This window comes from Amycolatopsis sp. WAC 04197, assembly GCF_003947475.1.
GTDB lineage: Bacteria > Actinomycetota > Actinomycetes > Mycobacteriales > Pseudonocardiaceae > Amycolatopsis > Amycolatopsis japonica.
In genome coordinates this window covers 184635-208811 of the sequence record NZ_QHJK01000011.1, presented here as the reverse complement: position 1 = coordinate 208811, position 24177 = coordinate 184635, and the positions used below count along the sequence as shown (strand labels likewise).

Sequence of the window (24177 nt, the reverse complement as noted above, 5' to 3'; positions counted from 1 at the left end):
TTTTGTATAACGACCTATACCGCTTGCCGCACGGCCGCGAGGCCCTCCTGCAGATCCTTGACGAAGTACCCGGGAACCTCCAGTGACGGGAAATGCCCGCCGGCTTCGGGCGACCTCCAGCGGACGATCCGCCGGTACCGTTCCTGTGCCCAGGGGCGCGGGTACTTCTCGATGTCGCGGGGGTAGACGGTGATCGCCGCCGGGACGTCGACGCGGAGTTCGGGATCGAGCGAGTTGTGGCTTTCGTAGTAGATGCGGGCCGCTGACGCGCCGGTCCGGGTCAGCCAGTACAGGGTGACGTCGTCGAGGACGCGGTCCCGGGAGATCGTCTCGAACGGGCTGTCCTCGGTGTCCGACCATTCGGCGAACTTGTCGAGGATCCAGGCGAGCAGGCCCACCGGTGAATCGACGAGCGAGTAGCCGATGGTCTGCGGGCGGGTCGCCTGCTGCTTGGCGTAGGCGGCGCGGTGATGCCAGAAGTGGCGGGTTTCTTCGGTCCACTCGCGCTCGGCCGGGGTCAGCCCCTCCGTCGTCAGCCCGGGCGGTCCCTCCGCGAACGTCGTGTGGATGCCGAGAACGTGGTCCGGGAACCTGCCGCCGAGGACCGTGGTGATGTTGCCGCCCCAGTCGCCGCCGTGGGCCGCGAACCTGTCGTAGCCGAGCCTGCCCATCAGTTCGACCCAGGCGGCCGCGATCTTTTCGGTACCCCAGCCGGTGGTGGCCGGTTTGTCGCTGTAGCCGAAGCCCGGCAGCGACGGGACCACGACGTGGAACGCCGGTGCGTCCGGGTCCGCCGGGTCCGCCAGTTCGTCCACCACATCGACGAACTCGGCGATGCTGCCCGGCCAGCCGTGCGTCAGGACCAGGGGAGTGGCGTCCGCGCGGGTGGACCGGCGGTGCAGGAAGTGGATCCCCAGGCCGTCGATGGTCGTGCGGAACTGGCCGATCCGGTCGAGGCGCTTTTCGAACCAGCGCCAGTCGTACTCGGTGCGCCAGTAGTCCACGACCTCGATCAGATCGGCGAGCGGAACGCCCTGCCCCCAGCGGGGGACCGTCTCGGCTTCCGGTAGCCGCGCCTCGGCCAGTCGCGCACGCAGATCGTCGAGGTCGGCGTCGGTCGCGCGGGCTTCGAAGGCTTGCACTTCGCTGGTCATGGGACCTCCTCGTTGGAACCGGCTAAGACGGTTCTAACAGTTCGCCTCATCCGGACGCAACCGGCTAAGGTGGTTCCATGCGTTCCGGCTTCCCTGACTTCCGCCTCGGCAGCGTGCTGGCGACCAGCTTCACGGCGACTCTGACGGAGCGTCGTGGTGAGGCCGTGGAGCGCATTCCCACTCCGCAGCGGCTGATGGACTGGCTGGCCGTGAGCGGCCTGGCCGTGGAGTCCTGCTCCGCGGCCCAGCTCGACCTCGCCCGGGAGCTGAGGGAAGCGATTCACGCCGCCGCGACCGCGACCGCGACTCGGGAAGCCCTGCCCGCCGCCGCTGTCCAGGTCATCAACGACCGCAGTGTCCAGGGGCGGGCCGCGGCCGTCCTGACGCCCGACGGGGAACGGCGATGGCGGGTCGCGGACGTGGAGGACGCACTGAGTGTGATCGCCGCCGATGCGATCAGCATCATCTCGGGCGAACGGGACGGGAAGATGGCCTTGTGTGCGTCGCCGACTTGTCTGGCCGCGTTCTTCGACACCAGTCAGAGCCGCACGCGTCGGTGGTGCGACATGAACACGTGCGGGAATCGGCAGAAGAAGGCGCGGTTTCAGGCTAATCAGCGGAAGAAATCTGGGGGCTCTTGAGTGGGCCCTGGTTGCCGGAAAGCGGCGACGGATCCTGGCGATGTTCTCCAAGGGGTGGTCCGTGACACGGCCGGCCGGTGCTTTGCCGGAAAACGGCAACAGCTCGGCGGCGGTCGTGCATGGCCGGCCCCGCTCAGCCCGTCGCCGGAAAACGGCCACGGACTCATCGCATGACGCCAAGCCCGTAGCCGCAAACCGGCAACGCCTCACCAGTTCCGCACCCCAGGCGCGTACCCCACCGGCTTGTCCCCGACCTTCACCCCAGGCGACACCACCCAATTCTGGTACTCGGCCGTGAACATCCGATACACCGACTCCGGCGGAACGGCACTCGCCTCGTCGAGGAGCGCCCGCAGATCCGGCGGCAGTTCGAAGTCCAGCGCCGCCATGCTCTTGCCCAGCTGCTCCGCACTGCTCGCCCCGACGATCGCGGCCGCGACGCCCGGCTGGGTCGCGACCCAGTTGATCGCGACCTGCGCCATCGTGACACCGAGTTCGTCCGCGACCTTCTCCAGCGGCTTCAGCAACGCCCAGTCCCGGTCCGTCCACGACTTCCCGGCGTTTCCCGGATCGCTCAGCCTGCCTTCGCCGGAAGGCGTCTCGCCGGTCGGCCGGTACTTGCCGGTGAGGAATCCGCCCGCCAGCGGGCTCCACGCGGTGACGCCGAGTCCGAGATGCCGCCCCATCGGCACGTGTTCCGTCTCGATGGTCCGTTCCACGAGCGAGTAGGGCAGCTGGAGGTTGACGACCGGGGTCAGGGCGTTCGCTTCGGCGAAGCTCTGCGCTCGGGCGGCGTACCAAGCGGGCACGTCGGAAAGCCCGGCGTAGCGGATCTTTCCGGCGCGCACCAGGTCGTCGAAAGTGCGCATCACCTCTTCGACCGGAGTGACGCGGTCCCAGGTGTGCAGCAGGAACAGGTCGACGTGGTCGGTGCCCAGCCGTCGCAACGACGCTTCGAGTGCCCGGATCAGATGTTTGCGGCCGTTGCCGCCGGCGTTCGGGTCGCCGGGGTCGACACTGTTGGTGTACTTGGTGGTGAGCACGACCCGGTCGCGCACCTTCGCCTCGGCGATGAGGCGGCCGAGGATGGTCTCGCTTTCGCCCGCGGCGTAGAAATCCGCGGTGTCGACGAAGTTCCCGCCCGCGTCGAGATACCTGCGGAAGATCGGGCGGACCTCGTCCTCGGTTTTTCCGTATGCGGCATGGAAACCGCCGGTGCCGAAGTTCATCGTGCCGAGCGCGATCCGGCTGACGCGCAGTCCGGAGCGGCCGAGCAGGTAGTACTGATCCAGTGCCATGGGGAACTCCAGGATTTCAGAGGTGGGTGAAGACGGACATCAATGGTGTCCACTGTGGACGGGAACGACGAAGTTCACCGTCTTCTCGTCGAGGATCTTGTGCGTCGGATCGGCGAGACCGATCCACACCTTGTGCGGTCCCGCCGGCAGTGACTGGATGATCAGCGGTTCTCCGCTGCCGTCCGCCCAGTGCCAAGCGGCGTCGTCGACGGTCACGTGGATATGGCCGATCCGCGGCGAAACGTCCAGCGCGGCCGGGCCGTAGACCGGGACGATCCGGAGGTTTTCCGCCCGGTACCGCAGCACGACCAGCCCCATCGCCAGCTGTTCGGGCAAGGGCGCGTCCACGACCAGCGAAGGCGGCGGTTGCGACGGCAGCGGCACGACGGGAGCGGGCGACCAGCCGGCGGCCGCGCCAGGAGGTGCGGGTGGCGGCGGGGGAGCGCCGCATGCGGCGGTGAGCAGAACGGCGGCGGCGAGGGCGAGTTTCCCCAAGGCGGGCATGAACTCAAGCTAGGACCGGCCTGGGGGTCGCGGCGCCCGTCGGACGACGTCATCGGTGTACGTCACCCGTGACACTTTCCGGTGATCGGCAGGTGAACCGGCCGGATCCGGGGAATACGCGGGACATCGACCCGCCAGGGGAAGAAAAGGAGAGAACGATGAAGTCTCGAATCGCCGCTGTGGCGGCCGCGGTCACGTTCTCGGCCGCCGTCATCGCCTCGCCCGCCGCCGCGGACCCGGTGCCCGGCAGCCCGAACCAGTTCTACGCGTCGTGCGCGGTCGACCTGCTGGGCGTACCCGTGGGGTGCCTGGAAACCGACGAAGCGCATGCGACGCACATCTGCCAGTACGTGCTCACGACGTTCGGGCTCGGCCTGGACTGCATCCAGCGCTAGGTCCCGAGCCAGCCGGGATTGGCCGCGGCCCACTCGGGAAGGCGGTGCCGGATCGCGGCCAGCTCGGTGATCGCGTGCACCAGTCCACTTCGGACAGCCGGGACGTCGACCGGTGAACCGTCGCGCCACAGCAGGATATGCCGCGTCCTCAGCGGCACACCCCGCAGTGCCACCACCGGGCCGGGCATCGTGGCGCCGGAATCGAGGGATTGGGCGGGCGCCACCGCGCGGGGATCACGCCGGAGGGCCTGCCGCAGCACCGTCGGTTCCAGCTTCCGCACGGTGATCGCGCCGAGCCCGGCCCGGGCGCACTGATCGGTCAGGTGATCGTGGAACTCGTCGTCCCCGCCCGCCGCGGTGAGCCAGGCCGAGCCGTCGAGTTCCGCCAACGACACCTCGCCGCGGCCGGCGACGGGATGGTCCGGCGACACGATCAGGAACACCGGCTCCGTCCCGACGGGAAGCATGTGGACGCCTTCGGGCGGGACGATCTCTTGCCCGGGGTGGTCCACGTACAGCGCCAGTTCCACGGTGCCGTCGAGAAGGGCGGAGAACAACGCGGTCCGGCCGGTCATCGTGAGCAACTCGACCGGACGGCCGGGTGCGGCCGCGGCGACCACACCGCTCAACGTCTCGGCGAAGACCGTCGGGAGCGCGCCGATCCGGAGCAGCCCTTCCGACGGCGCGGTGTGGAACCGGCGGATCGCGAGTTCGAGGTCGTCCGCCGCGGCCAGCACGCGCCGCGCGTGGTTCAGCAGCACCTCGCCCAGCGCGGTGGGCCGCACGCCGTGCCGGTCGCGTTCGAACACCGTCCGTTCCAGCGCCCTCTCGACCCGGTGCAACTGCGCGCTCAGCGCGGGCTGGGAGAGCCCGAGCGCGGTCGCGGCCTTCGCGATGCTGCCCGCCGATGCGATCGCGTCGAGGAGGCGCAGATGCCGGACATCGACTTCCACCGGCCAGGTATGGCCGTCCCCGGGACCGATGAGGGGGCTGATCACAGGTCGTCCTCGCTGATGATCGTGCGGAGTTTGTGCAGGGCGCGATGCTGGTTGACCCGGACCAGACCGGGGCTCACCCGAAGCACCGCCCCCGTTTCGGGCGACGTCATCCCGACCGTGATCCGCAACCGGAGGATCTCCTGCTGGATACCGGGCAGGGTGCTCATCAGCCGCCTCAACCGGTCGTGGCCGTCGGCGGCGATGGCCAGCCGCTCGGGTTCGTCGGTCTCGGGTGTCGCGCGTTCGGGCGGATCGGGTGTGGGTTCCGATCGGTCCCGGGCGCGCCGCCGGAAGGCAGCGGCGACCTTCCGGGCGGCGATCCCGAGCACGGCGGCGAGGAAGGAGCCGCCGGTCGTCTTCGCGGTGGGCAGCGCGGTGAGCACGGCGAGGCAGGTCTCCTGCGCGACGTCCTCCGCGGCGATCTCCCGCGCGTCCGTTCCGTCCATCCTGCTCCGGCAGTAGTCCGCGACCACCGGCTGGACGATGCTCATGAGCTCGTTCGTCGCCGCGGGGTCACCGCGGCGGGCGCGGGGGACGAGGGATTCGAGATCCGCCGCCCGCGCGTCGTCGTCAAGGGGAGGAGCCGCCCCCGGCGAGGTCGGGTCGCCGGGGGCGGTCCAGGTCAGGCGAGTTCCCAAAGCGCGGGCACGTTCGGCGGTTCCCAGCCGGGCATGGAGGTGTGCGGCTGGATGACCCGGTAGTTGCTGCCGCCGTAGCTGGCGGTCGCGCCGGAGCCGTAGTACGTGTACGGCGCCCAGGTGCCGCCCGGCGGGTTCGACGTCGTCGGGCTGGTCGGGGTGGTGGGCGTGGTGGTGGTGCTGGACGGCGGGTTGCCGGTGACCATCAGCCGCAGGTTGTAGACGCTCAGGATCTCCGAGATCGGCTGGAAGTAGATGGTGCCGCCGGAGGTGCAGTTGCCGGAGCCACCGGAGGTGACGCCCTGCGCCTGGTCGCCGGTGATCCACGAACCGCCGGAGTCGCCGGGCTCGGCGCAGACGTTGGTCCGGGTCAGACCGGTGATGGTGCCCTCGGGGTAGGTGACCGAGGTGTTCTTCTGCAGGATGGTGCCGCAGTGCCAGCCCGTGGTGGAGCCGGAACGGCAGACGGAGGAGTTGACCGCGGCCTCGGTCGAACCCGCCACCGGCACGGTGCCCGGGTAGCGGTTCACCAGTGCGCGCGGGGTGTTGCCGGCGTCGGCGCGGACCCAGGCGTAGTCGTTGCCGGGGAAGCTGGAGCCGGCGACGGTCCCGCTCGGGTTCGAGGTGCGGGTGCCGGTGGTGCCACAGTGCCCGGCGGTGACGAAGCCGCCCTCGACCGGGAAGCCGATGGAGCAGCGGCCCGAGCCGAAGGTGTAGGCGTTGCCGCCGATGATGTCGATCAGTGCGCGCGGCTTCTCGGCGCTGGCCTCGATCCTGACCACATCGGACGGAACACCGGACTCGGCGGCCCACGACTTCGCGGCGGCCTCGCCACCGGCGTTGGCGAGTACGACGATCGAGTTGGTGGTGACGTCGGTGTACCAGCCGGGCACGGTCTTCGGTGCCTTGGTGGACTTCGCGTCCAGCCGCAGTTTCGCGGCGTCGAGGTCGGCGGCGCTGCGAGCGACCGTCTTCGGCGTCGCGCCCGCGGCGCGCACCAGGTCGGCCTGGGCGGCGTCGGTGACGGCCACGGTGAGCGTGGTCCCGGTGGAGTCCAGCCACGATCCGGCGTACGACGTGCCGAGCTGCTTCTTCAGCGTGTTGTCGGCGACCGCGGCACGCTGCTCGCTCGCGAGCCGGAGCTTGGCCTGCTCGGGGCTGATCTTCAGGTCGCGGGACATCGCGGCGAGCATTTCGGACTGGGCCTGGTCGCCGGCGGTGGCTTGTTGACCGGCGCTCGCGCTGGGGGTCAGGGCGATGGCGGTGACCAAGCCTGCCCCGGTTATGGCCGCGGCGGTCGCGGCTAAGATCTTTCTGTTCATTTCAACGCTTTCCTCGAAACGGGCGGGGGAGGGGGATTCGTCCCCGACCGTACGAGGCGTATCACTCGACTGGTACATACCATTTGGGTCATATCGCCCGGCCGTGACGTGGGGCGATATGGCGAGATTCCGTGCCGATCGGGCTGACGATTTCGTTGCGGTGCAACGGTTTCGCCGTCTTCGGAAGAAGTGGTGCACAGCCGCGGGCGATGCGCCGTCGCGGTGTCCACTGTCGTCAATACCGTACTTTTGAGGGGTAAGGCAAAGAGTTCTCACAGAGTGAGGAAGTGCCCGTCGTGCCGGAGGGGGCGCCGGCACGACGGGCACGGGTCTGGCGGACCTCAGCGGACGGCGCAGCGGTAGCTCGACGCCACCGCGGGATCACCGTGGCCGCGGTACCGCGAAACCTGCGGATACGGGCAGAGATCGCGGGTCTTGCCGCCGTTCGCCGCGGGCAGGGTCGCCGGTGCCTTGCCGTGTTCGACCCAGTCGACGAGCGCGCCCAGCGCGTTCGTCGGCGTGGCGCCCGCGCCGCCGCCGCAATGCGCCACACCCGGCGCGAGGAACAGCCGGTAGAAGTCGTTCACCCGCTTCGAACCGCCCAGTTCTCGCTCCACCTCGTGGCGGTACCGCAGCGTGCCACCCGGCGGGATGAGCTGGTCGTCGGTCCCGACGAAGGTGATCAGCTTGCCGCCGGCCCGGCGGAAGTCCGATAGATCCGGATCGGAGGTCCCGATGACGTCGTCGTATTCCCGCACCGACTGGCGGAACAGGTCGGCGAACTGGCGATAGGTGAGCTTCTCGGTGTCGAACCCGGGCTGCTTCTTGAGGAATGTCTGTACCCAGCCCACCGCGACCGGGAAGCCCGGAGCCGTCGTCACCGGGCCGAAATCGGCTCCCTTGGGCAGACCTGCCCAGAGCCGTCGTCCGTGCTCGTCGGTCGGCCCGGCCCAGATCTTGCGGACGACCTCGGCGTCCGCCGCGGTGACGGTGACCTCCTTGTCGCCGCAGAGCACCTTCGTGCCGATGAGGGATCGAGGATCGTAGCCGCATTCGTCCGGCCGGTCGACGATGCCGTTCGTGACGCCGTCCCGGCCGTCACAGGACTTGATCGCGGCCTGCTGGAAGGCGGTGAAGACGCAGGTCGCGGGGTAGGTCTTCTCCTGGTTCTGCACGACTCGCGGCCAGAGCGTCGCGACCGCGAACTCGGCCCAGTGCACGGCGGGCGCGTTGGCCAGGACACCGTCGAAGTCGCCCGGATACCGCTGCGCTTCGGAATAGCCCTGACGACCGCCGGTCGAGCAGCCGTTCCAGTACGAGTAGGCGACTTCCCGCTGGTAGAACTTCTGCGTCACGTCCTTCCCGACGAGGGCGGCTTCGTGCACGGACCGGGTCGCGAAGTTCGTCACCAGAGGCTTGTCGATCTCGCCGCGGGAGGTGAGCGCCCAGGACGTGTCGAGGAAGGTCAGGGGGACGCCGGCGTCCGTCGTCACGCCGCTGAAGCCGTCCTTGACCGCTTGGACGAGCGGGGCGCCGAAGTCACCGGCGGTGTACGCGCTGCCGCCGACCGCCTGAAGCCTGCCGGTCCACCCGGTCTGGGGCAGCGTGACGGCGACCTTGACGTGGTCACCCGCCGTGCCGTGGGTCAGGGTGACGGTGATTTCGCAGTACGCGGGCACATCGGTGATCGTGGCGGGCGCCGTGAACGGGGTCGGCGGGAACGTGACGGTCCCGCCGGGCTTCGGCACCGCCTGGACGGACTCGATCCGCGCCCCGTCCGGCGCCGCGACGGGAACCGCCGCGCACGACGTCGCCGCCGCCTGGGCGGGCGCCGTCTGGGTGACCGAGGTCAGCACCAGCGGCAGCAGGGCGGCCAGTGGTGCCGCCGCCAGGAACAACTTCTTGCGTCTCATCACTTTCCCGAAGCTAGGCCGATCGTGTTGACACGCCGTCTACATCCTGTGGACGCCGCCGGTCCTAACCGGACCGTTTGGGTATCGTCGGACGGGCGGCCGCCCATGGCCGACGGGAGGAATGCCGCACCATGCCGCTTTTCGGACGGGAAGCCGAGCTGAAGGACCTGACCGAACTCGTCGACGGTCCCGCCGCGGGCTGCGGCGGCGTGCTCATCCAGGGCGAACCGGGCGTCGGGAAGTCCGCTCTCGTCGCGGAGGCCGTGGCCACGGCGACGCTCGGGGGCCTGCGTGTTCTGCGCGCGACCGGCGTCGAGGCCGAACGGAACTTCGCGTACGCCGCGCTGCATCAGCTGCTCCATCCGGTCCGGGCGGGCGCCGACCTGCTGCCCGCGCCGCAGCGTTCCGCGCTGTGGGCGGCACTCGGGCTGGCCGAAGGGGCGGAGCCGAACGCGTACCTGGTCGGGCTCGCCGCGCTGACGCTGCTTTCGGAGGAGGCGGCGGCCAAACCGCTGCTGATCGTCGCCGAAGACGTCCACTGGATGGACCGCGAGAGCGCCGACGTGCTCGCGTTCGTGGCCAGGCGGATCGAGACGGAACCGATCGTCCTGATCGCGACCCTCCGGGACGGGGAGCCGTCGCCGCTGCGCGACGCGGGACTGTCCTCAATGGACTTGGCTCGCCTCCCCGAAGAGGTGGCGGCCGAACTGCTCGACTCCGTCGCTCCCGGGATCACCTCGCCGGTCCGCTCCCGGATCCTCGCCGAAGCCGACGGCAATCCGCTGGCCCTGACCGAGCTGCCGTCGGCCGTCACCGACACCTCGGATCCCGTGCTGCCCCTGACCGAGCGGCTCGAGCGCACGGCCGGGGGCCGGTTCACCGCCCTGCCGGAACCGGCCCGCACGACCTTGCTGGTCGCCGCGCTCAACGAAACCGGCTCGCTCACCGACACCCTCGCGGCGGCGTCGACGCTGCTGGGTGAGGACGTCGAACCGTCGGCGCTGGAAGCGGCCGCGGAAGCCCGGCTGATCGACCTCGAAGCCAGGACGGTGTCTTTCCGGCATCCGCTGATGCGTTCGGCCATTCCCGCTTCGGTGCCGGTCGAGGAACGGCGGCGCGCGCACTTGAGTCTCGCCGAGATCTTCCGCGGACAGCCGGATCGCGCCGCATGGCACCGGGCGGCGGCCGCGACCGGCGCCGACGAGAACGTGGCACGGGAACTGGAGAACGCCGCCGAGCGCGCGCGGCATCGCGGTGGTGTGACGGGCGCCGTCGCCGCGTTGGAGCAGGCGGCGTCGCTGAGCCTCGATCCGGAACGCCGGGCCGACCGGTTGCTGCGCGCGGCCGAACTGGCCGTCGAATCCGGCGGTCGGGAGACGGCGGAACGGCTCGTCCGGGACGCACGCGCGGGAGAGCTGACGGCACGGCAACGGGCGACGGCGAGCTGGCTGCTCAGCGGGTTCGAGGACGGCGCCCGCGAGGACCTCTCGCGGATCGCGGAGCTGGCGCGGCTGGCCGAGTCGGTCGCGGAGGACGGCCATCCGGATCCGGCGATGCGCGTGCTGTGGGGTGCCGCGATGCGGTGTTTCTGGACCGAACCCGGTGCGGACACGCGGCGGACGCTGCTGGCCGTCGCGGACCGTCTCCCGGTGGAGAACTCGGATCCGAGGCTGGTCGCCGTCGCCGCGTACGTGGCGCCGTTCGACCGGGCCGAAGCCGTGCTCGGCGAGCTGCGCGGACTCGCCGCCGCCACCGGTGCCGATCCCGAGGTCGACCGCTTTCTCGGCAGCGCGTCGTTGCAGGTCGGCGCGGTCGATCTGGCCGCGCGGTTCTCCGCGGCCGCGGCTCCGGGGCTGCGGGCACAAGGCAGGCTCGGGCTGCTGCCGCGTGCCTTGGCCGTCCAGGCGTGGAGCCTGGTCCGGCTCGGCGACCTCGCCGGGGCGGTGCCCGCCGCGGCGGAGGCGGCCAAATTCGCCAAGGAGACCGGGCAGCCGTTCATGTTCGGGTTCGCCACCGCGGTCCAGGCCGAGATCGCCGCGCTGCGGGGTGAGCACAAACAGGCCAAGACGCTGGCCGACGAGGCCGAACGGACCGCGCTCGCCGCCGGTGCCCGGCCGGTACTGGCGACCGTGCGACTCGCCAAAGGGATCGCCGCGTCGAGCGAAGGCCGCTTCGACGACGCGTTCGCCGACCTGCGGCGTCTCTTCGACCCCGCCGATCCCGCGTTCCAGCTGGCGCTGCGCGTCTATTTCGTCGCGGAACTCGCCGAGGTCGCGGTCCGGGCGGGGCAGGTCGAGACGCTGCGGGAGATCGTCGCGGAGATGGAGCGGCTCGCCGTGACGACTCCCGCGCCCGCTTTGCACATCGGCCTGCGGTACGCCCGCGCCGTGCTCGAACCGAGTGACGAACTGTTCGAGACCGCGCTGGGGGCGGAGCTCGACGGCTGGCCTGCCGAACGCGGGCGGCTGCATCTGGCGTACGGCGAATGGCTGCGGCGGCAACGGCGCGCGGTGGACTCGCGGGCGCATCTGCGCACCGCGCGGGAGACGTTCGACGCGCTCGGCATGACCGCGTGGGCCGAGCGGGCGCGTCGTGAACTGCGGAGCGCGGGGGAGTCGAGCCCCAACCGCGGCCCCGACGCGCGGGAGAAGCTGACCCCGCACGAGCTGAGCATCGTGCAACTGGCCGCCGAAGGCCTGACGAACCGGGAGATCGGGCAGCGGCTCTACCTGTCGCACCGGACGGTCGGCACGCATCTGCACCGGATCTTCCCGAAGCTGGGGGTGAGTTCGCGGGCGGAGCTCAAGGGCGTCGTGTCATGAAAGGGCCGTTCAGGACGAAAAACGTCCTGAACGGCCCTTTCATGACATCCGGGGACCGCGGCTCACGCGACGGTGGCGTCCAGCGTGACCTCGACGTTCCCGCGCGTCGCCTTGGAGTACGGGCACACCTGGTGCGCGCCCCGGACCAGTTCGTCGGCGGTGGCCTGGTCGATACCGGTGGCCTCCAGGTGCAGCGCGGCGCTCAGGTGGAACTCGCCCGCGTCGGTGTCGTGGTGCAGCGTCACCTCGGCGACGACCGCGAGGTCTTCCAGCTTCACCTTCTTGACGCCCGCGACACGGCGGACGGCGCCGACGAAGCAGGACGCCCAGCCCGCGGCGAACAGCTGCTCGGGGTTCGTGCCGTCGCCGGAGCCGCCGAAGGCCTTCGGGACGGCGAGGCCGACGTCGAGCACGCCGTCGTCGGAGGTCGCGCGGCCGCCGTTGCGGCCTTCCGCGGTCGAAGTGGCGACGGCGGTGTACGTGGTTTCAGACATGCCGCAACCGTAGGAATCCGGCCCTGACCTCGGCGACCGTCGGATGACGTCATTCCTGTACGTCATGGGTGGACGACGTACGCCGGTGACGTCGTCCGACGGTCGCCGCCGCGGTCGGGACCCGCCTACCTTTCCGCTCATGTCCCCTCTGCCGCAGGAAGTCCGGTACCGCTTCACCGTGCTCGGCCCGCCGGGATTCACCAGCGGCGGCACCCGGCTGGACCTCGGCTCGCCCCAGCAGCAGGCGGTGCTGACGCTGCTGCTGGCCAACGCGGGCAGTTTCGTCCGGACCGGTGAGCTGATCGACGGGCTCTGGGGCGAGCGGGCGCCCGCGACCGGCGAGGCCGTCATCCGGACCTACATCTCCCGGCTCCGGCGGCTGCTCTCCTTGCAGGGACTGGGTTCGGCGATCGTCTCGCGATCCGGCGGCTACCGGCTGGATCCGGATCGCTTCGAGGTGGACGCGGTCGAGTTCGCCGGGCTGATCGAGAGCGCGCGTCAGGCGCACACCGCGGAGACGGCGGCGAAACTGCTGGAACGGGCGCTCGGGCTGTGGACCGGAACGGCGCTGGCCGGTGTCCCCGGCGAAGCGGCGGAACACGAGCGTTCGCGCCTGGAACGGCTGAAGCTGACGGCCACTCAGGAGCTGCTTCGGCTGCGCCTCGAACTCGGGGAACACGACGAGGTGATGGCCGAAGTGCCCGCCCTGATCGAGCGCAATCGGCTCGAAGAACCGCTGTACGAGATCTATCTCCTGGCCCTCCACCGGGGCGGCCGCCGCGCCGAGGCGCTGGAGCTCTATCGGGCGGTCCATGACCTGTTCGACGCGGAACTCGGGGTCCGTCCGGGACCGAAACTCCGGGCACTGCACGAGAAAGTGCTTCGCGCGGAGGACGAGCAGACGCCCGCACTCCGTGAACCGGACCCGCTGTTCGTCGGACGTGCACGCGAACGCGCGGAATTCCGGCGGCTGCTCGCGAGAGGTGGGGTGCTGTTCCTCACCGGTGCCCCCGGAATCGGGAAATCGACCCTGCTTCGGAAGTTCGCCGAAGACGCGGCGGCCATGGGCAGACCCGTGCGGCTGTTCGACGGGCTCGACGATCCGGCGGCGGTCCTGCGACGCCTGCCCGGAGACGTCACGGTCGTGATCGCGGGCCGGACGGGCCCGGACGCCACCCTGCTGGTCGATCCGGCGTGGTCGGGACGGATCACGATCCGGCGGCTCGAACCCTTGAGCGACCACGAGCCCACGGCGCTGCTCGAAGCACGCGGCGTCGAGCCGGAGCTTCGTACGTCCATTGTGGACTTCGCCGCGGGCAACCCGTTCGCACTTTCTCTGGCCGCCGAAGTAAGCAGGTCACCCCGATCGGACGCGGCACGCTATGTGGTGGACACCGTGTACGCCCATCTGGCCGGTGATCCGCCGACGGAGGCGCATCGCTGGGCGTTGTACGTGTGCGCGCAAGCGGAGTACACCACCGAAGACCTCCTCCGGTCGGTGCTGCCGGGAGGACGGTCTTCGGAGCTGTTCGATTGGCTTCGCGACCACCCCTGCGTCGAGACCGCCACCCACGGCCTCGTCCTCGGCGGTGTGCTCCGCGAGGTGCTCGACAGGCACCTCCGGTGGCGTGACCCGGCCGGCCGCGCACGGATACGCGGCCGGATCAGCCGGGTCACGACCGGCCGGTGATCAGGTGAGCAGCCACACCGCCGTGTCCGTCGGGAGTTCTCCGTCGACCGGGCCACTGACCAGGAGCACGTCGCGATGCGGCGGCAGTGGCACGGGCTTGTCCGAGAAGTTCAGCACGAAGGTGAAGCCCGGCTCCCGGGTGAACGCGAGCACGCCGTCGCCCAGCTCCAGCCATTCCAGTCCACCGGGGCCGAGCGCGGGAAGTTCGTCCCGAAGACGCAGACCGGAGCGGTAGAGCCGGAGCATCGACGCCGGTTCGGCCGCCTGAGCCTCCGCCGTGCTGGAACGCCATTCCTCAGGCTGGGGCAGCCACGTCCCACCGCTGCCGAAACCGAACGGCGGCGCGTCACCGGACCAGGGGAGCGGGACGCGGCAACCGTCACGGCCGGGATCGGCGCCGTTCGTCCGGGCGAACACCGGATCCTGCCGGAGTTCGCCCGGAATGTCCTCGATCTCCCACAGGCCGAGCTCTTCCCCTTGGTAGACATAGAGACCACCGGGTAGCGCCATGGTCAGCAACGCCGCCGCCCGTGCCCGGCGGGCCCCGAGATCGCGGTCCACCGGGGTGCCGTGCAGCCGGTCCGCGAACGCGAAACCGGTGTCGCCCGCGCGGCCGTACCGGGTCACGTGCCGGGTGACGTCGTGGTTCGACAGCACCCACGCGGCCGGCGCGCCGACCTCCTCGTGCGCCGCCAGCGTCCGCCCGATGACATCCCTGAACCGGGCGAAATCCCAGGGGCACACCAGGAAATCGAAGTTGAACGCCGCGTGCAGTTCATCGCGGCGCAGATATCGCGCGGCCCGGGACATATCCGGCAGCCACATCTCGCCGACCAGGACCCGGTCACCCGGGTAGCTGTCGGCGATCTTGCGCCACGATCGGTAGATCTCGTGCAGCCCCTCCTGATCGGAGAACGGCGTCTCGTCGCCCGGGTCGACGTCGGGCAGCCGTGGGTCCTTCACCAGCCCGTCGGCGACGTCGATGCGGAACCCGTCGACCCCGCGGTCGAACCAGAACCGCAGCACGTCCTCGAAATCGGCGCGGATCTCCTGGTTGTCCCAGTTGAAATCGGGCTGGCGGGAGCTGTACAGATGCAGATACCACTCGCCGTCGGGGACCCGTGTCCAGGCGGAGCCGCCGAAGCGCGACTTCCAGTTGTTCGGCGGCTCCGAGCCGTCCGGTCCGCGGCCCGGCCGGAACCAGAACCGTTGCCGCTCCGGCGATCCCGGCTCGGCGGCGAGTGCTTCGGCGAACCAGCGGTGCTCGTCGGAACAGTGGTTCGGCACGATGTCGATGATCACGCGGATCCCCTTGGCGTGGGCCGCGGCGATGAGGTCCTCCGCTTCGGCGAGCGTGCCGAAAAGCGGGTCGATCTCCCGGAAGTCGGCGACGTCGTAGCCGCCGTCGTCCATCGGCGACGGATACCACGGGGTGAACCAGATCGCGTCGATCCCCAGTTCGGCCAGGTAGTCCAGCCGCGCGCGGACACCGGCGAGATCGCCGACGCCGTCACCGTTCCCGTCCGCGAAACTGCGGAGGTAGACCTGGTAGATCGCCGCGCTCCGCCACCATCCGGCGGACTGCCCTGATGCGGTCACGAAATACCCTCCCAATCGTTGGTGGAAACCCCGAATGCGGCGAGAGTCAGCCTTTGAGACTGCCGGCGGTGAGCCCGGCGAGGATATGCCGCTGGAACGCCAGGAACAGCGCCACCATCGGCAGGCTGGCCAGGACCATGCCCGCGACGAGCACGTTCAGCGGCATGTCGATGGCCACGCGCTGCAGCATCACCGACAGCGTCTGCTTTTCGGTGTCCGGGAACACCAGCAGTGGCCAGATGAAATCCTTCCACGCGGCCACCACCGCGAGGATCGAGACCACGGCCAGGATCGGCCGGGAGATCGGCAGGATGATGCGCCACAGGGTGCGCACCGGTCCGGCGCCGTCGAGGCGCGCGGCCTCGATCAGCTCGTCGGGGATCTGGTCGAAGAACCGTTTCAGCAGATAGATGTTGAACGCGTTCGCGGCGGCGGGCAGCCAGACCGCCGCCGGTGAGTTGATCAGGTTGAGGTCCAGCAGCGGCAGGTCGGTGATCGTCACGTAGGTCGGCACGAGCAGGGCCGCGGCGGGGAGCATCAACGTCGCGAGCATCAGCCCGAGCACGACGTTGCCGAATTTCGGCCGCAGTTTCGACAGCGCGAACGCCGCGGGGACGTCGATGGCCAGCTGGGCCAGCCAGGCGCCGCCGGCGACGATCACGGTGTTGAGGAAGTACTTGCCGAGGCTCAGCTGGTCCCACGCGTCGGCGAAGGTCTCCGGATGCCACTCGTTCGGGATGAACGTCGCCGGGGTCTGCGCCAGTTCCTGCGGTGACTTCATCGCGCCGGTCACCGCCCAGTACAGCGGGAACAGGAACGCGATGACGAACAGGAGCAGCGTGCAGGCGAAGATCACGGCGTACCCGATCTTGCCGCCGGGGCTGCGAAGCGTGCTGGGGGAGACGAGCGTCCTCATGACTCATCCGCCTTCCGGGTCAGGCGCACGTACAACGCGGAGAACACCCCGAGCGCGACGAACAACAGCAAACTCAACGCGCTGGCCGAGCCGAAGTCGTTGTAGACGAAGGCATAGCGGTACAACAGCAGGAGCACGGTGACGGTGGAGTCGTCCGGTCCGCCGCCGGTCATCACGTACGGCTCGGTGAACACCTGCATGGTCGCGACCACCTGCAGCAACAGGAGCACCAGCAAGACGAACCTCGTCTGTGGCAGGGTGACGTGGATCAGGCGTTTCCACAGGCCCGCGCCGTCCAGTTCCGCGGCTTCGTAGAGTTCGCCGGGGATGGTGCCGAGCGCGGCGAGATAGATCAGCGTGGTGCTGCCCATGTTCGCCCATGTCGACACGAACACCAGCGACAGCATCGACGTGTCGCTCGAGTCCAGCCATTGGCCGCCGGGCAGGCCGACGGCGCCGAGCGCGGAGTTGAACAGGCCGGCGCCCGGGTCGTAGAACCACTTCCACATCAGGGCGGTGACCACCGGCGGCAGCATCACCGGCAGGTAGACCGCGAGCCGGAAGAACGCCTTGGCGTGCCGCAGTTCGTTGAGCAGCACGGCGGTCAGGAACGGCACCACGAATCCGAAGACCAGCGCGAGCCCGGTGAACAACAGCGTGTTGCGCCAGGCGATGCCGAACAGCGGGTCTTCGAACAGGCGGGTGAAGTTGTCGAAGCCGACCCACGTCGGCGGGTTGACGAAGTCGACCTGCTGGAAGCTCAGCAGCACCCCGCGCACGATCGGATACCACGAGAACAGGGCGAACACCACGAGCGCGGCGCACAGCAGGCCGTACGCGGTGACGTTCTCCTTGAGCTTGCGGCGCATCCGGTTCCGGCGGCGTTCGGCCGCCGGGGCGACCGGCCGACCGGCCCGCGACGACGTTGTCGCGGGCCAGTCGAGGACGCTACTTGACCTGGGCGAGGACACTGTTGACCTTCGACTCCGCGGACGACAGCTGCTGAGCGACATCCGCGTTCCGATCGGTGAGCACCGCCTGCATCACGCTGTCGAGGATGGCGTAGACCTGCTGCGCGTTCGGTGGTTCGATACTGCCCTTGATCCGTGAACTCGCGTCCACATAGGACTGGTAGTTCTCGGCGGGAACATTGGCGTGCTTGGCCTTCACCGCGAGCTGCTGATCACGCACGGCGCCCTGCCAGACGTCCGGCGTCGGCTCGGCGGGCAGCCCGACCGGCTGCTTGCCGTCGACGTACTGCTGGACGTGCTTCTCGAACCGCTCCGGGTTGAGGTACTTCCAGCGGACCCATTCCAGGCCGGCCTTGATCTTCTCCGGCGAGGCCTTGGGGTTGATCATGTAGCCCTCGCCGCCGAGCAGCGTGCCCTGTCCGCCCGGCATGCCCGCGACGCCGTAGTCCTCGTACTTGCCGTTGAACTGCTTGACCAGCACCGGGACGTTGTCCGGGGCGGCCATGTACATGCCGAGCTGGCCGGCGCCCATCATGCGCTGGACGTCCTGCGCTTCGAGCAACTGCTTGCTGCCCATGGTGTCGTCTTCCCAGCGCATGGCGCGCAACTGGTTCAGGGCGGCCTTGGCCTTCTCGTTGTTGAAGGCGGCGACCCATTTGTCGCCGTCCTTGCGGGCGACCTCGCTGCCCATGGAGTAGAGCCAGCCGGTCAGATGCCAGCCGCCCTGGTTGTTCTTGCTGTAGTCGGCGTATCCGACGGTGCCGTTGCCCAGCGCGGCGATCTTCTTCGCGGCCGCGCGGACCTCGTCCCAGGTCTGCGGTGGTTTGTTCGGGTCGAGCCCGGCCTTCTGGAACAGCGGGCGGCTGTAGAGCAGGCCCATGCTGTAGTTCATCGTCGGGAGGCCGTAGAGCTTGCCGTCGGCATCCCGGAAGTTGTCCAATAATTCCGGTTTGATGTCGCCGAAGTTCTTCAGACCCTTGGCCGCTTCGGTGATGTCGGCCGCCTGGCGGCGCGCGATGATCTGCGCCGGGTCGGTGAAGTAGACGTAGTAGACGTCTTCGAGTTGCCCGCCGGCGAGTTTGGCGGAGAACGTCTTCGGGTCCATGAACCCTTCGTGCGGCTCGATGTCGATGTCCGGGTGGCTCGCCTCGAACTCCTTGACGTCGGCGTCGAACACGCCGCGTTCGAACGGCTGGCTGGTCGGGGGCTGCCCGGTCACGGTGATCTTGACCTTGCCCCCGGTGCTTTCCCCGGAGCCGGAACCGCAGGCGGCCGCCCCCAGGGTGAGTCCGCCCGCAAGGAGCAGGCAGAACATCCGGCGGCGCACGGCAGGGGACCAAGTGCTGCTCATCTTCAAGCCTCATCTCGGGATCGCGACGGCTGTCACGTGATTGCGGTCACTCTAAAGTGAAGCCCCGGATCAACGCAATAATTGGATGAGAACTTGCAACTTTGCGACAGACGCGGTCGCAGGGTGCCCCAAGTACATGAAGGCCCCCTTCACTGCGCTAGGCGCAAGGAAGGGGGCCTTCACGTACTTGGGGCGCGACGCCCCGCAGTTAGTCGGCTAAACGCGGCGCGCGGTGGAGCCCCGGACGACGAGTTCGGGCGCGAACAGCAGTTCCTCGGCCGCGACCTCTCCGCCGTTTATGCGTTTGACCAGCAGTTCCACCACGGCGCGGCCCATCGCCTCGATCGGCTGCCGGGTGGTGGTGAGCGGCGGATCGGTGCAGTTCATCAGGGCGGAATCGTCGTAGCCGACCACCGAGACGTCCTCGGGCACGGACAGTCCCTGCCGCCGGGCCGCGCGGATCGCGCCCAGTGCCAGGAGGTCGCTCGCGCACAGGACGGCGGTCGCGCCGCGCGGGTACAGCCGGGCCGCGGCCGCGTGCCCGCCTTCGATGGAGAACATGCCGTGTTCGACGAGTTCGTCCAGCACCGGGAGTCCGAGTTTCGCCGCGTAGGCGCGGAAGGCCTCGAGTTTGCGCTGGGACGGGACGTGGTCGTTCGGACCGAGGACGAGGCCGATCTTCTCGTGGCCGAGCGAGCTCAGATGCCCGACGACCTGTTCGACGGCGACCGCGTCGTCGCACGAGATCTGCGGCAGCCCGAGGTGGTCGACGGCGGCGTTGATCAGCACCGTCGGCAGGCGGCGCTCGGCGAGATGGTGGTAGTGGGAATGCACCGCGTCGGCCTGGGCGTAGAGCCCTCCGGCGAACACGACCCCGGACACCTGCTGCTGCAACAGCAGTTCGACGTACTCCGCTTCGGAGACGCCGCCCGCGGTTCGGGTGCACAGCACCGGGGTGAAACCCTGCTGGGCCAGCGCGTTGCCCATGATCTCGGCGAGCGCGGGGAAGATGGGGTTCTGCAGTTCGGGAAGGACCAGCCCGACCAGGCGGGCGCGATCCCCGCGCAGCTGGGTCGGCCGTTCGTAGCCCATCACGTCCAGTGCGGTGAGGACGGCGGCCCGGGTGCTCGCGGAGACCCCGGACCGGCCGTTGAGCACCCGGCTGACCGTGGCTTCACTGACCCCGACCTTGCGGGCGACTTCGGCAAGACGACGCGTCATGGCTGAAACATTACCGCAAGCGAGCGCAAGAACTAGACACTCTTGATCGGTGCGGTTGCCCGGAAGTCACGCGAGGAGGGAACGAGGGCGGCGGCCGCCGGAGCGGCGAAGCAGACGACCGCGCACGCCGCCAGCACCGGCGCCGCCCCGAACCGGTCGATCGCGGGCGCGATGAACGCGAGCCCGGCGGGCGCGAGGCCGTAGGAGAACAGGAAGTCCAAAGAGGACACCCGGGCGAGCTTCCCCGGTTCGACCTCCCGCTGGGTCGCGGTGAACCAGGGGACGTTGAACAGTTCGATGCCCAGACCCGCGACGGCGTAGGCGGCGACGACGAAGGCCGGATGCACCGGGAACAGCAGGCTCAGCGGCGCGAAACCGTAGCAGCCGAGCCCCGCCAGCGCCGTCCAGCCTTGCCGCTTCGGACGCCAGCGCGCGATGACGACGGCGCCCGCGAGCGCGCCCAGCGTGTACGCGGTGAGCCCGGCGGCCAGCACCGTTTCGCTGTCGTAGCGGTCACGGCTGACCAGCGGCAGCACCACACCCGTGGCGGAATAGCCGGTCGCGACGACGGCGGTCAGCGCGCCGAGCCCGGCCAGGAACCACGGATGGCGGCGGGCTTCACGGAGTCCGTCGGCGAACTCGCCGAAGAAGCGGGTCCCGGCGGCGGCCGGAGCGGGCGTGAACGTGCCGCGCGGCGGGATCAGTGCCGCGCCCAGCCACAGCACTCCGGTCCCGATCACCAGGGCCGAGGTCGAGGCGAACTGGGCGAGCAGGGCGGTGAGCCCCGGCGCGACCAAGGTCGTGACCCGGACGGCGAGGGTCATCGCGGCGTTGGCCTGCTGACGCCGGTCTTCGGCGATCACCTCGGCCGTCAGCGCCTGGAACGCCGGGCGGCACGCGCCCTGTCCGACGCCGACGACGGCCGCCGCGGTGGCCATCAGCAGAACCGACCGGCCCATCCCGGTGGCGATCAGCGGAGTGGCGAGACCGGCGATCAGACCCGCCCAGAGCGCGACCCCGCGACGGGAATGCCGGTCGGCCAAAACGCCCGCCACCGGGACCGCCACGAGGAATCCCGCCGTCCGCGCGGCGAGCACGATGCCGAGGTCCACAGCCGAAAGCGACCGTTCCAGCACCGCCAGTCCGAGGATGAACGGCAGGGCCCAGGTCGCCAGCCCGGAGGCGGTGTTCCCGGTCCAGAGCCGGAGGAACGACAGGCTGCGGAGCACCGGGCCGACGATATCAAGGAGAGACAACGGGCCTGTTCGCGCTCTACTCTGCCTCCCGTGCGCACGCCGACCCCGACCCGCGGCCCGGCCAGGCGCCTCCGCGGCGGGGCCGTGGGGGTCCTGACCGGCACTTTGGCGACCGGTGCCCACGTCGGGACCAGCGGCCGCGTCCCGGATCTCGGCGTCGTCGTGCTGCTCGTCGCCCTGCTGAGCTGGGTGGCGTACGCGTTCGCCGGACGTCGCCGCGGTCCGCTCGCGATCCTCGGCCTGGTGGCCGGCGGGCAGCTGGCGATGCACGCCTGCCTGACCTTCCTGACCTGGCAGTCGCACGCCCACCACGCCGAAGCCCCGGGCAACGGCCTGTCGATGGCGGCCGGGCACGCCGCCGCGACCCTCGTGGTCGCGATGGTGCTCGCGGGCGCCGAGCACGTCGTGTACGCGCTCACGACGCTCATCGCTTCGGTTCTTCCCCGGCGGTTGACCCCGCGGCCGGCGACGGCGCCGCTGCGGATCCACGTCCCGCTCGCGGTGGAGTTCCCCGCGACCGAGGCACTCCTGCGAGACGTGCTCTCGCGGCGCGGCCCGCCGGTGACGTCCGCCTGATCCCCGAAACCCTGCCGAGACCCGTGTCGCGGCAGGGATCAGCACGCACGCCGTGAGCATCCCGGCGCGCGGCGCAGGCGCACGCCTCCCCATCGACGCCTCAGGAGTTCCCCCATGGCAACGCGAATCGAATCGACCACGAGCCCGCCGCGCGCGACCGGCTGGCGCGGGCTGTTCCTCCGCTTCCACTTCTACGCCGGCGTTCTCGTCGGACCGTTCATCCTCATCGCCGCGCTCAGCGGCGTTCTCTACGCGGCGACGCCGCAAATGGAGTCCTGGATCTACTCCGACCAGCTCCGCGCTCCCGTCGGGCTGAGCCAGGTTTCGCTCGCCGACCAGGTCAAGGCGGCTCAGGCGGCCCACCCCGGCGGCGACCTGGTCGCCGTCCGGCCCGCTCCCGAGCCGGGCGACACGACTCGGGTCCTGTTCGCCGAGGAAGGGCTCGGCGAATCCGAACGGCGCGCGGTGTTCGTCGACCCGGCCACCGCGCAGGTGCGCGGGGACCTCGTCGCGTACGGCTCGAGCGGCGCCTTGCCGTTCCGGACCACGCTCGACCAGTTGCACCGCAACCTGCTGCTCGGCGAGCCGGGGCGGCTCTACAGCGAACTCGCCGCGTCCTGGCTGTGGGCGGTCGCGCTCGGCGGTCTCGTGCTGTGGATGAGCCGCCGCCGTGCCCGCCGGGCCGAGAAGGCGGAGTCCGCGCGCGGGAAGTCGGTGCGCCGTCACGGATCCGTCGGTCTGTGGGTGCTGCTCGGCGCGTTGTTCCTCTCCGCGACAGGGCTGACATGGTCGGCATACGCGGGGGAGAACGTCTCCGCGCTGCGTGAATCCCTCGGCTGGGAGACCCCGGCGTTGAAGGTGACCGGCGGCGACGAGCACGCCGGACACGCAGGTCACGGCGAAGCCCCCGCCGCACCGGCACCCGCGAAGCCCGAGAGCGTGGACGCGATGCTGGCCTCCGCCCGCGCCGCCGGGATCGACGCCGCCTCGGTGGAGATCGGGCTGCCTGCGAAACCCGGCGCTCCTTGGCAGGTGGCGGAAATCGAGCGCGGCTGGCCGACGCAGGTCGACGCCGTCGCGGTCGACGGGACCACCGGGCAGATCCTGGGCGAGGTGCGCTTCGCCGACTACCCGCTGATGGCGAAACTCGCCCGCTGGGGGATCGACGCGCATATGGGCGTGCTGTTCGGCTGGCCCAACCAGATCGTGCTGCTCCTGCTCGGCGCCGGCCTCGTCACGCTGGTCGTGCTCGGCTACCGGATGTGGTGGCAGCGCAGGCCGACCCGGGCCACCGGACTGACCTTCGGACGGCCCATCCCGCGTGGTCAATGGCGCAAGGCGCCGCCCTGGCTGCCGGTGGGTCTCCTCGTCCTGGCCGCCGCGATCGGCTGGTTCGTGCCGCTGCTCGGCATCAGCCTGCTCGCGTTCCTGGTGATAGACCTGCTGCTGGGCCTGCGATCCCGCGGCAAGTCCACACCGGACTCGACCGACGTCACGGTGTGAGTTCCGCGCTCGCCGCCCACAACCGGGCGGCGAGCGCGGTGTCGGCGAGCTTCCCGCGGACCGGCTCCCGCCTCGGCTCACCACGCAGGCCGAACACGCGGGGGCCGAACATCTCGCCGCCACGCACGGCGGGATCGAGTACCGCGCGTACCGCGGGCCAGGCACCGGCTTCCTTGCCCTGCAACAGAAGCGCGGCCGGGAACTTCCGCCCGTCGGCCTCGGGGTGCACCGGCCTCGGCGGCGTGAGGGAATCGAGCGCGCCGCCGGGATGGTCGACTACGCTCAGGACCGTGCTCCCGGCCGCGCGCAGCCGCCTGTCGAGCTCGAAGGCGAACAGCATCTGCGCCAGCTTCGAGCGCGCATAAGTGCGTTTGGGCTGGTAATCCCGCTTGCTCTGGAGGTCGTCCAGGTCGAGTTCCGCGGACTTGCCCACGAAGCTGCCCGTGGTGACGACGCGGCCGGCCTCCGCCGCTTCGAGCAGGGGCATCAACCGGTGTACCAGCACGAAATGCCCGAGATGGTTGGTGGCGAAGGTCAGTTCGAGGCCGTCGGACGTCTCCCGCCTCGGCTGGTTCTCCAGGAGCACGCCCGCGTTGCAGACGACGGCGTCGAGCCGGTCGATCCCCAGAGTGTCCACTGAGGACTTGAGGGACGAGAGGTCGGAGAGATCCAGACGCAGGTGCCCGAGACTCGCGTCCGGCACCAGGGAACGGATCGACGTCATCGCCGCTTCCGCCTTGGCGGTGTCGCGGCTGCCGAGGAGCACGGTGGCGCCGGTTCCGGCGAGCTGTTCGGCGACGAAATAGCCGATCCCCGCGTTGCCGCCGGTGACCAGGAAGGTCTTGCCGTCGGCACGCGGCAGGTGGTGGACGTCCCAGTGGCTCACGGCGCTCTCCTCAAAGTCGAAGTCACTCC

21 protein-coding genes are annotated in these 24177 nt (G+C 70.0%); 6 read left to right on the top strand and 15 right to left on the bottom strand.

From position 1 onward, the window contains the following. Positions 1 to 14: 14 nt before the first annotated feature. Positions 15 to 1154: an epoxide hydrolase family protein gene (locus tag DMC64_RS35535; protein WP_125737060.1), complete on the bottom strand. Its 1140-nt coding sequence runs from the start codon at positions 1152 to 1154 to the stop codon at positions 15 to 17. Positions 1155 to 1231: 77 nt separating this feature from the next. Between DMC64_RS35535 and DMC64_RS35530 the strand changes: the two genes are divergently transcribed. Then, complete coding sequence (locus DMC64_RS35530) at positions 1232 to 1795, top strand: ABATE domain-containing protein (RefSeq protein WP_125737059.1); 564 nt, start codon at positions 1232 to 1234, stop codon at positions 1793 to 1795. A gap of 206 nt (positions 1796 to 2001) precedes the next feature. On the opposite strand, the gene DMC64_RS35525 is transcribed toward DMC64_RS35530, so the two are convergent. Beyond that, positions 2002 to 3093 carry an aldo/keto reductase gene (locus DMC64_RS35525; RefSeq protein ID WP_125737058.1) on the bottom strand — a complete coding sequence of 364 codons (1092 nt, stop codon included), beginning with the start codon at positions 3091 to 3093 and terminating at the stop codon, positions 2002 to 2004. Positions 3094 to 3132: 39 nt separating this feature from the next. Continuing rightward, entirely contained in the window at positions 3133 to 3597 is a 465-nt protein-coding gene (locus tag DMC64_RS35520) for a DUF6130 family protein (RefSeq protein WP_233629921.1), read from the bottom strand. A gap of 158 nt (positions 3598 to 3755) precedes the next feature. On the opposite strand from DMC64_RS35520, the gene DMC64_RS35515 reads away from it, so the two are divergent. Continuing rightward, on the top strand, positions 3756 to 3992 hold the full coding sequence (locus tag DMC64_RS35515; RefSeq protein WP_037336818.1) for a hypothetical protein: 237 nt from the start codon (positions 3756 to 3758) through the stop codon (positions 3990 to 3992). Here DMC64_RS35515 and DMC64_RS35510 read toward each other — a convergent pair. The 4 genes from DMC64_RS35510 to DMC64_RS35495 form a co-directional block, all read right to left on the bottom strand. Further along, positions 3989 to 4990, bottom strand: coding sequence for a LysR family transcriptional regulator (locus DMC64_RS35510; protein WP_125737057.1), 1002 nt, complete (start codon positions 4988 to 4990; stop codon positions 3989 to 3991). The genes DMC64_RS35515 and DMC64_RS35510 overlap by 4 nt on opposite strands. Continuing rightward, positions 4987 to 5628: a sigma-70 family RNA polymerase sigma factor gene (locus tag DMC64_RS35505; RefSeq protein WP_233629920.1), complete on the bottom strand. Its 642-nt coding sequence runs from the start codon at positions 5626 to 5628 to the stop codon at positions 4987 to 4989. The genes DMC64_RS35510 and DMC64_RS35505 overlap by 4 nt, the downstream gene beginning before the upstream one ends. Continuing rightward, entirely contained in the window at positions 5613 to 6950 is a 1338-nt protein-coding gene (locus tag DMC64_RS35500) for an alpha-lytic protease prodomain-containing protein (protein WP_125737056.1), read from the bottom strand. The genes DMC64_RS35505 and DMC64_RS35500 overlap by 16 nt, the downstream gene beginning before the upstream one ends. Positions 6951 to 7291: 341 nt before the next feature. Then, positions 7292 to 8863, bottom strand: a complete 1572-nt coding sequence (locus tag DMC64_RS35495; protein ID WP_125737055.1) for a tannase/feruloyl esterase family alpha/beta hydrolase — start codon at positions 8861 to 8863, stop codon at positions 7292 to 7294. A 131-nt stretch (positions 8864 to 8994) separates the two neighbouring features. On the opposite strand from DMC64_RS35495, the gene DMC64_RS35490 reads away from it, so the two are divergent. Further along, a complete protein-coding gene (locus tag DMC64_RS35490) occupies positions 8995 to 11685 on the top strand; it encodes a LuxR family transcriptional regulator (RefSeq protein ID WP_125737054.1) in 2691 nt (896 codons plus the stop codon). A 62-nt stretch (positions 11686 to 11747) separates the two neighbouring features. Here DMC64_RS35490 and DMC64_RS35485 read toward each other — a convergent pair whose 3' ends face one another. Beyond that, entirely contained in the window at positions 11748 to 12179 is a 432-nt protein-coding gene (locus DMC64_RS35485) for an organic hydroperoxide resistance protein (protein WP_125737053.1), read from the bottom strand. Positions 12180 to 12318: 139 nt separating this feature from the next. Between DMC64_RS35485 and DMC64_RS35480 the strand changes: the two genes are divergently transcribed. Next, complete coding sequence (locus tag DMC64_RS35480; RefSeq protein ID WP_125737052.1) at positions 12319 to 13869, top strand: BTAD domain-containing putative transcriptional regulator; 1551 nt, start codon at positions 12319 to 12321, stop codon at positions 13867 to 13869. On the opposite strand, the gene DMC64_RS35475 is transcribed toward DMC64_RS35480, so the two are convergent. The 6 genes from DMC64_RS35475 to DMC64_RS35450 form a co-directional block, all read right to left on the bottom strand. Beyond that, a complete protein-coding gene (locus DMC64_RS35475; protein ID WP_125737051.1) occupies positions 13870 to 15468 on the bottom strand; it encodes an alpha-amylase family glycosyl hydrolase in 1599 nt (532 codons plus the stop codon). A gap of 46 nt (positions 15469 to 15514) precedes the next feature. Then, positions 15515 to 16384 carry a carbohydrate ABC transporter permease gene (locus tag DMC64_RS35470; protein WP_037336837.1) on the bottom strand — a complete coding sequence of 290 codons (870 nt, stop codon included), beginning with the start codon at positions 16382 to 16384 and terminating at the stop codon, positions 15515 to 15517. Further along, complete coding sequence (locus tag DMC64_RS35465; protein WP_125737050.1) at positions 16381 to 17355, bottom strand: carbohydrate ABC transporter permease; 975 nt, start codon at positions 17353 to 17355, stop codon at positions 16381 to 16383. Before DMC64_RS35465 ends, DMC64_RS35470 begins: the two co-directional genes overlap by 4 nt. Then, positions 17333 to 18706 carry an ABC transporter substrate-binding protein gene (locus tag DMC64_RS35460; RefSeq protein ID WP_125737049.1) on the bottom strand — a complete coding sequence of 458 codons (1374 nt, stop codon included), beginning with the start codon at positions 18704 to 18706 and terminating at the stop codon, positions 17333 to 17335. The genes DMC64_RS35465 and DMC64_RS35460 overlap by 23 nt, the downstream gene beginning before the upstream one ends. A gap of 216 nt (positions 18707 to 18922) precedes the next feature. Beyond that, positions 18923 to 19927, bottom strand: a complete 1005-nt coding sequence (locus DMC64_RS35455) for a LacI family DNA-binding transcriptional regulator (RefSeq protein WP_125737048.1) — start codon at positions 19925 to 19927, stop codon at positions 18923 to 18925. Between the two features lie 32 nt (positions 19928 to 19959). Beyond that, positions 19960 to 21156 carry an MFS transporter gene (locus tag DMC64_RS35450; protein ID WP_125737047.1) on the bottom strand — a complete coding sequence of 399 codons (1197 nt, stop codon included), beginning with the start codon at positions 21154 to 21156 and terminating at the stop codon, positions 19960 to 19962. 57 nt (positions 21157 to 21213) lie between these two features. Here DMC64_RS35450 and DMC64_RS35445 point away from each other — a divergent pair, with 57 nt between their 5' ends. Beyond that, on the top strand, positions 21214 to 21759 hold the full coding sequence (locus tag DMC64_RS35445) for a hypothetical protein (protein WP_233629919.1): 546 nt from the start codon (positions 21214 to 21216) through the stop codon (positions 21757 to 21759). Between the two features lie 114 nt (positions 21760 to 21873). Beyond that, a complete protein-coding gene (locus DMC64_RS35440) occupies positions 21874 to 23262 on the top strand; it encodes a PepSY domain-containing protein (protein WP_125737046.1) in 1389 nt (462 codons plus the stop codon). Here DMC64_RS35440 and DMC64_RS35435 read toward each other — a convergent pair. Continuing rightward, entirely contained in the window at positions 23252 to 24148 is an 897-nt protein-coding gene (locus DMC64_RS35435) for an SDR family NAD(P)-dependent oxidoreductase (protein ID WP_199755195.1), read from the bottom strand. The genes DMC64_RS35440 and DMC64_RS35435 overlap by 11 nt on opposite strands. Positions 24149 to 24177 lie beyond the last annotated feature (29 nt).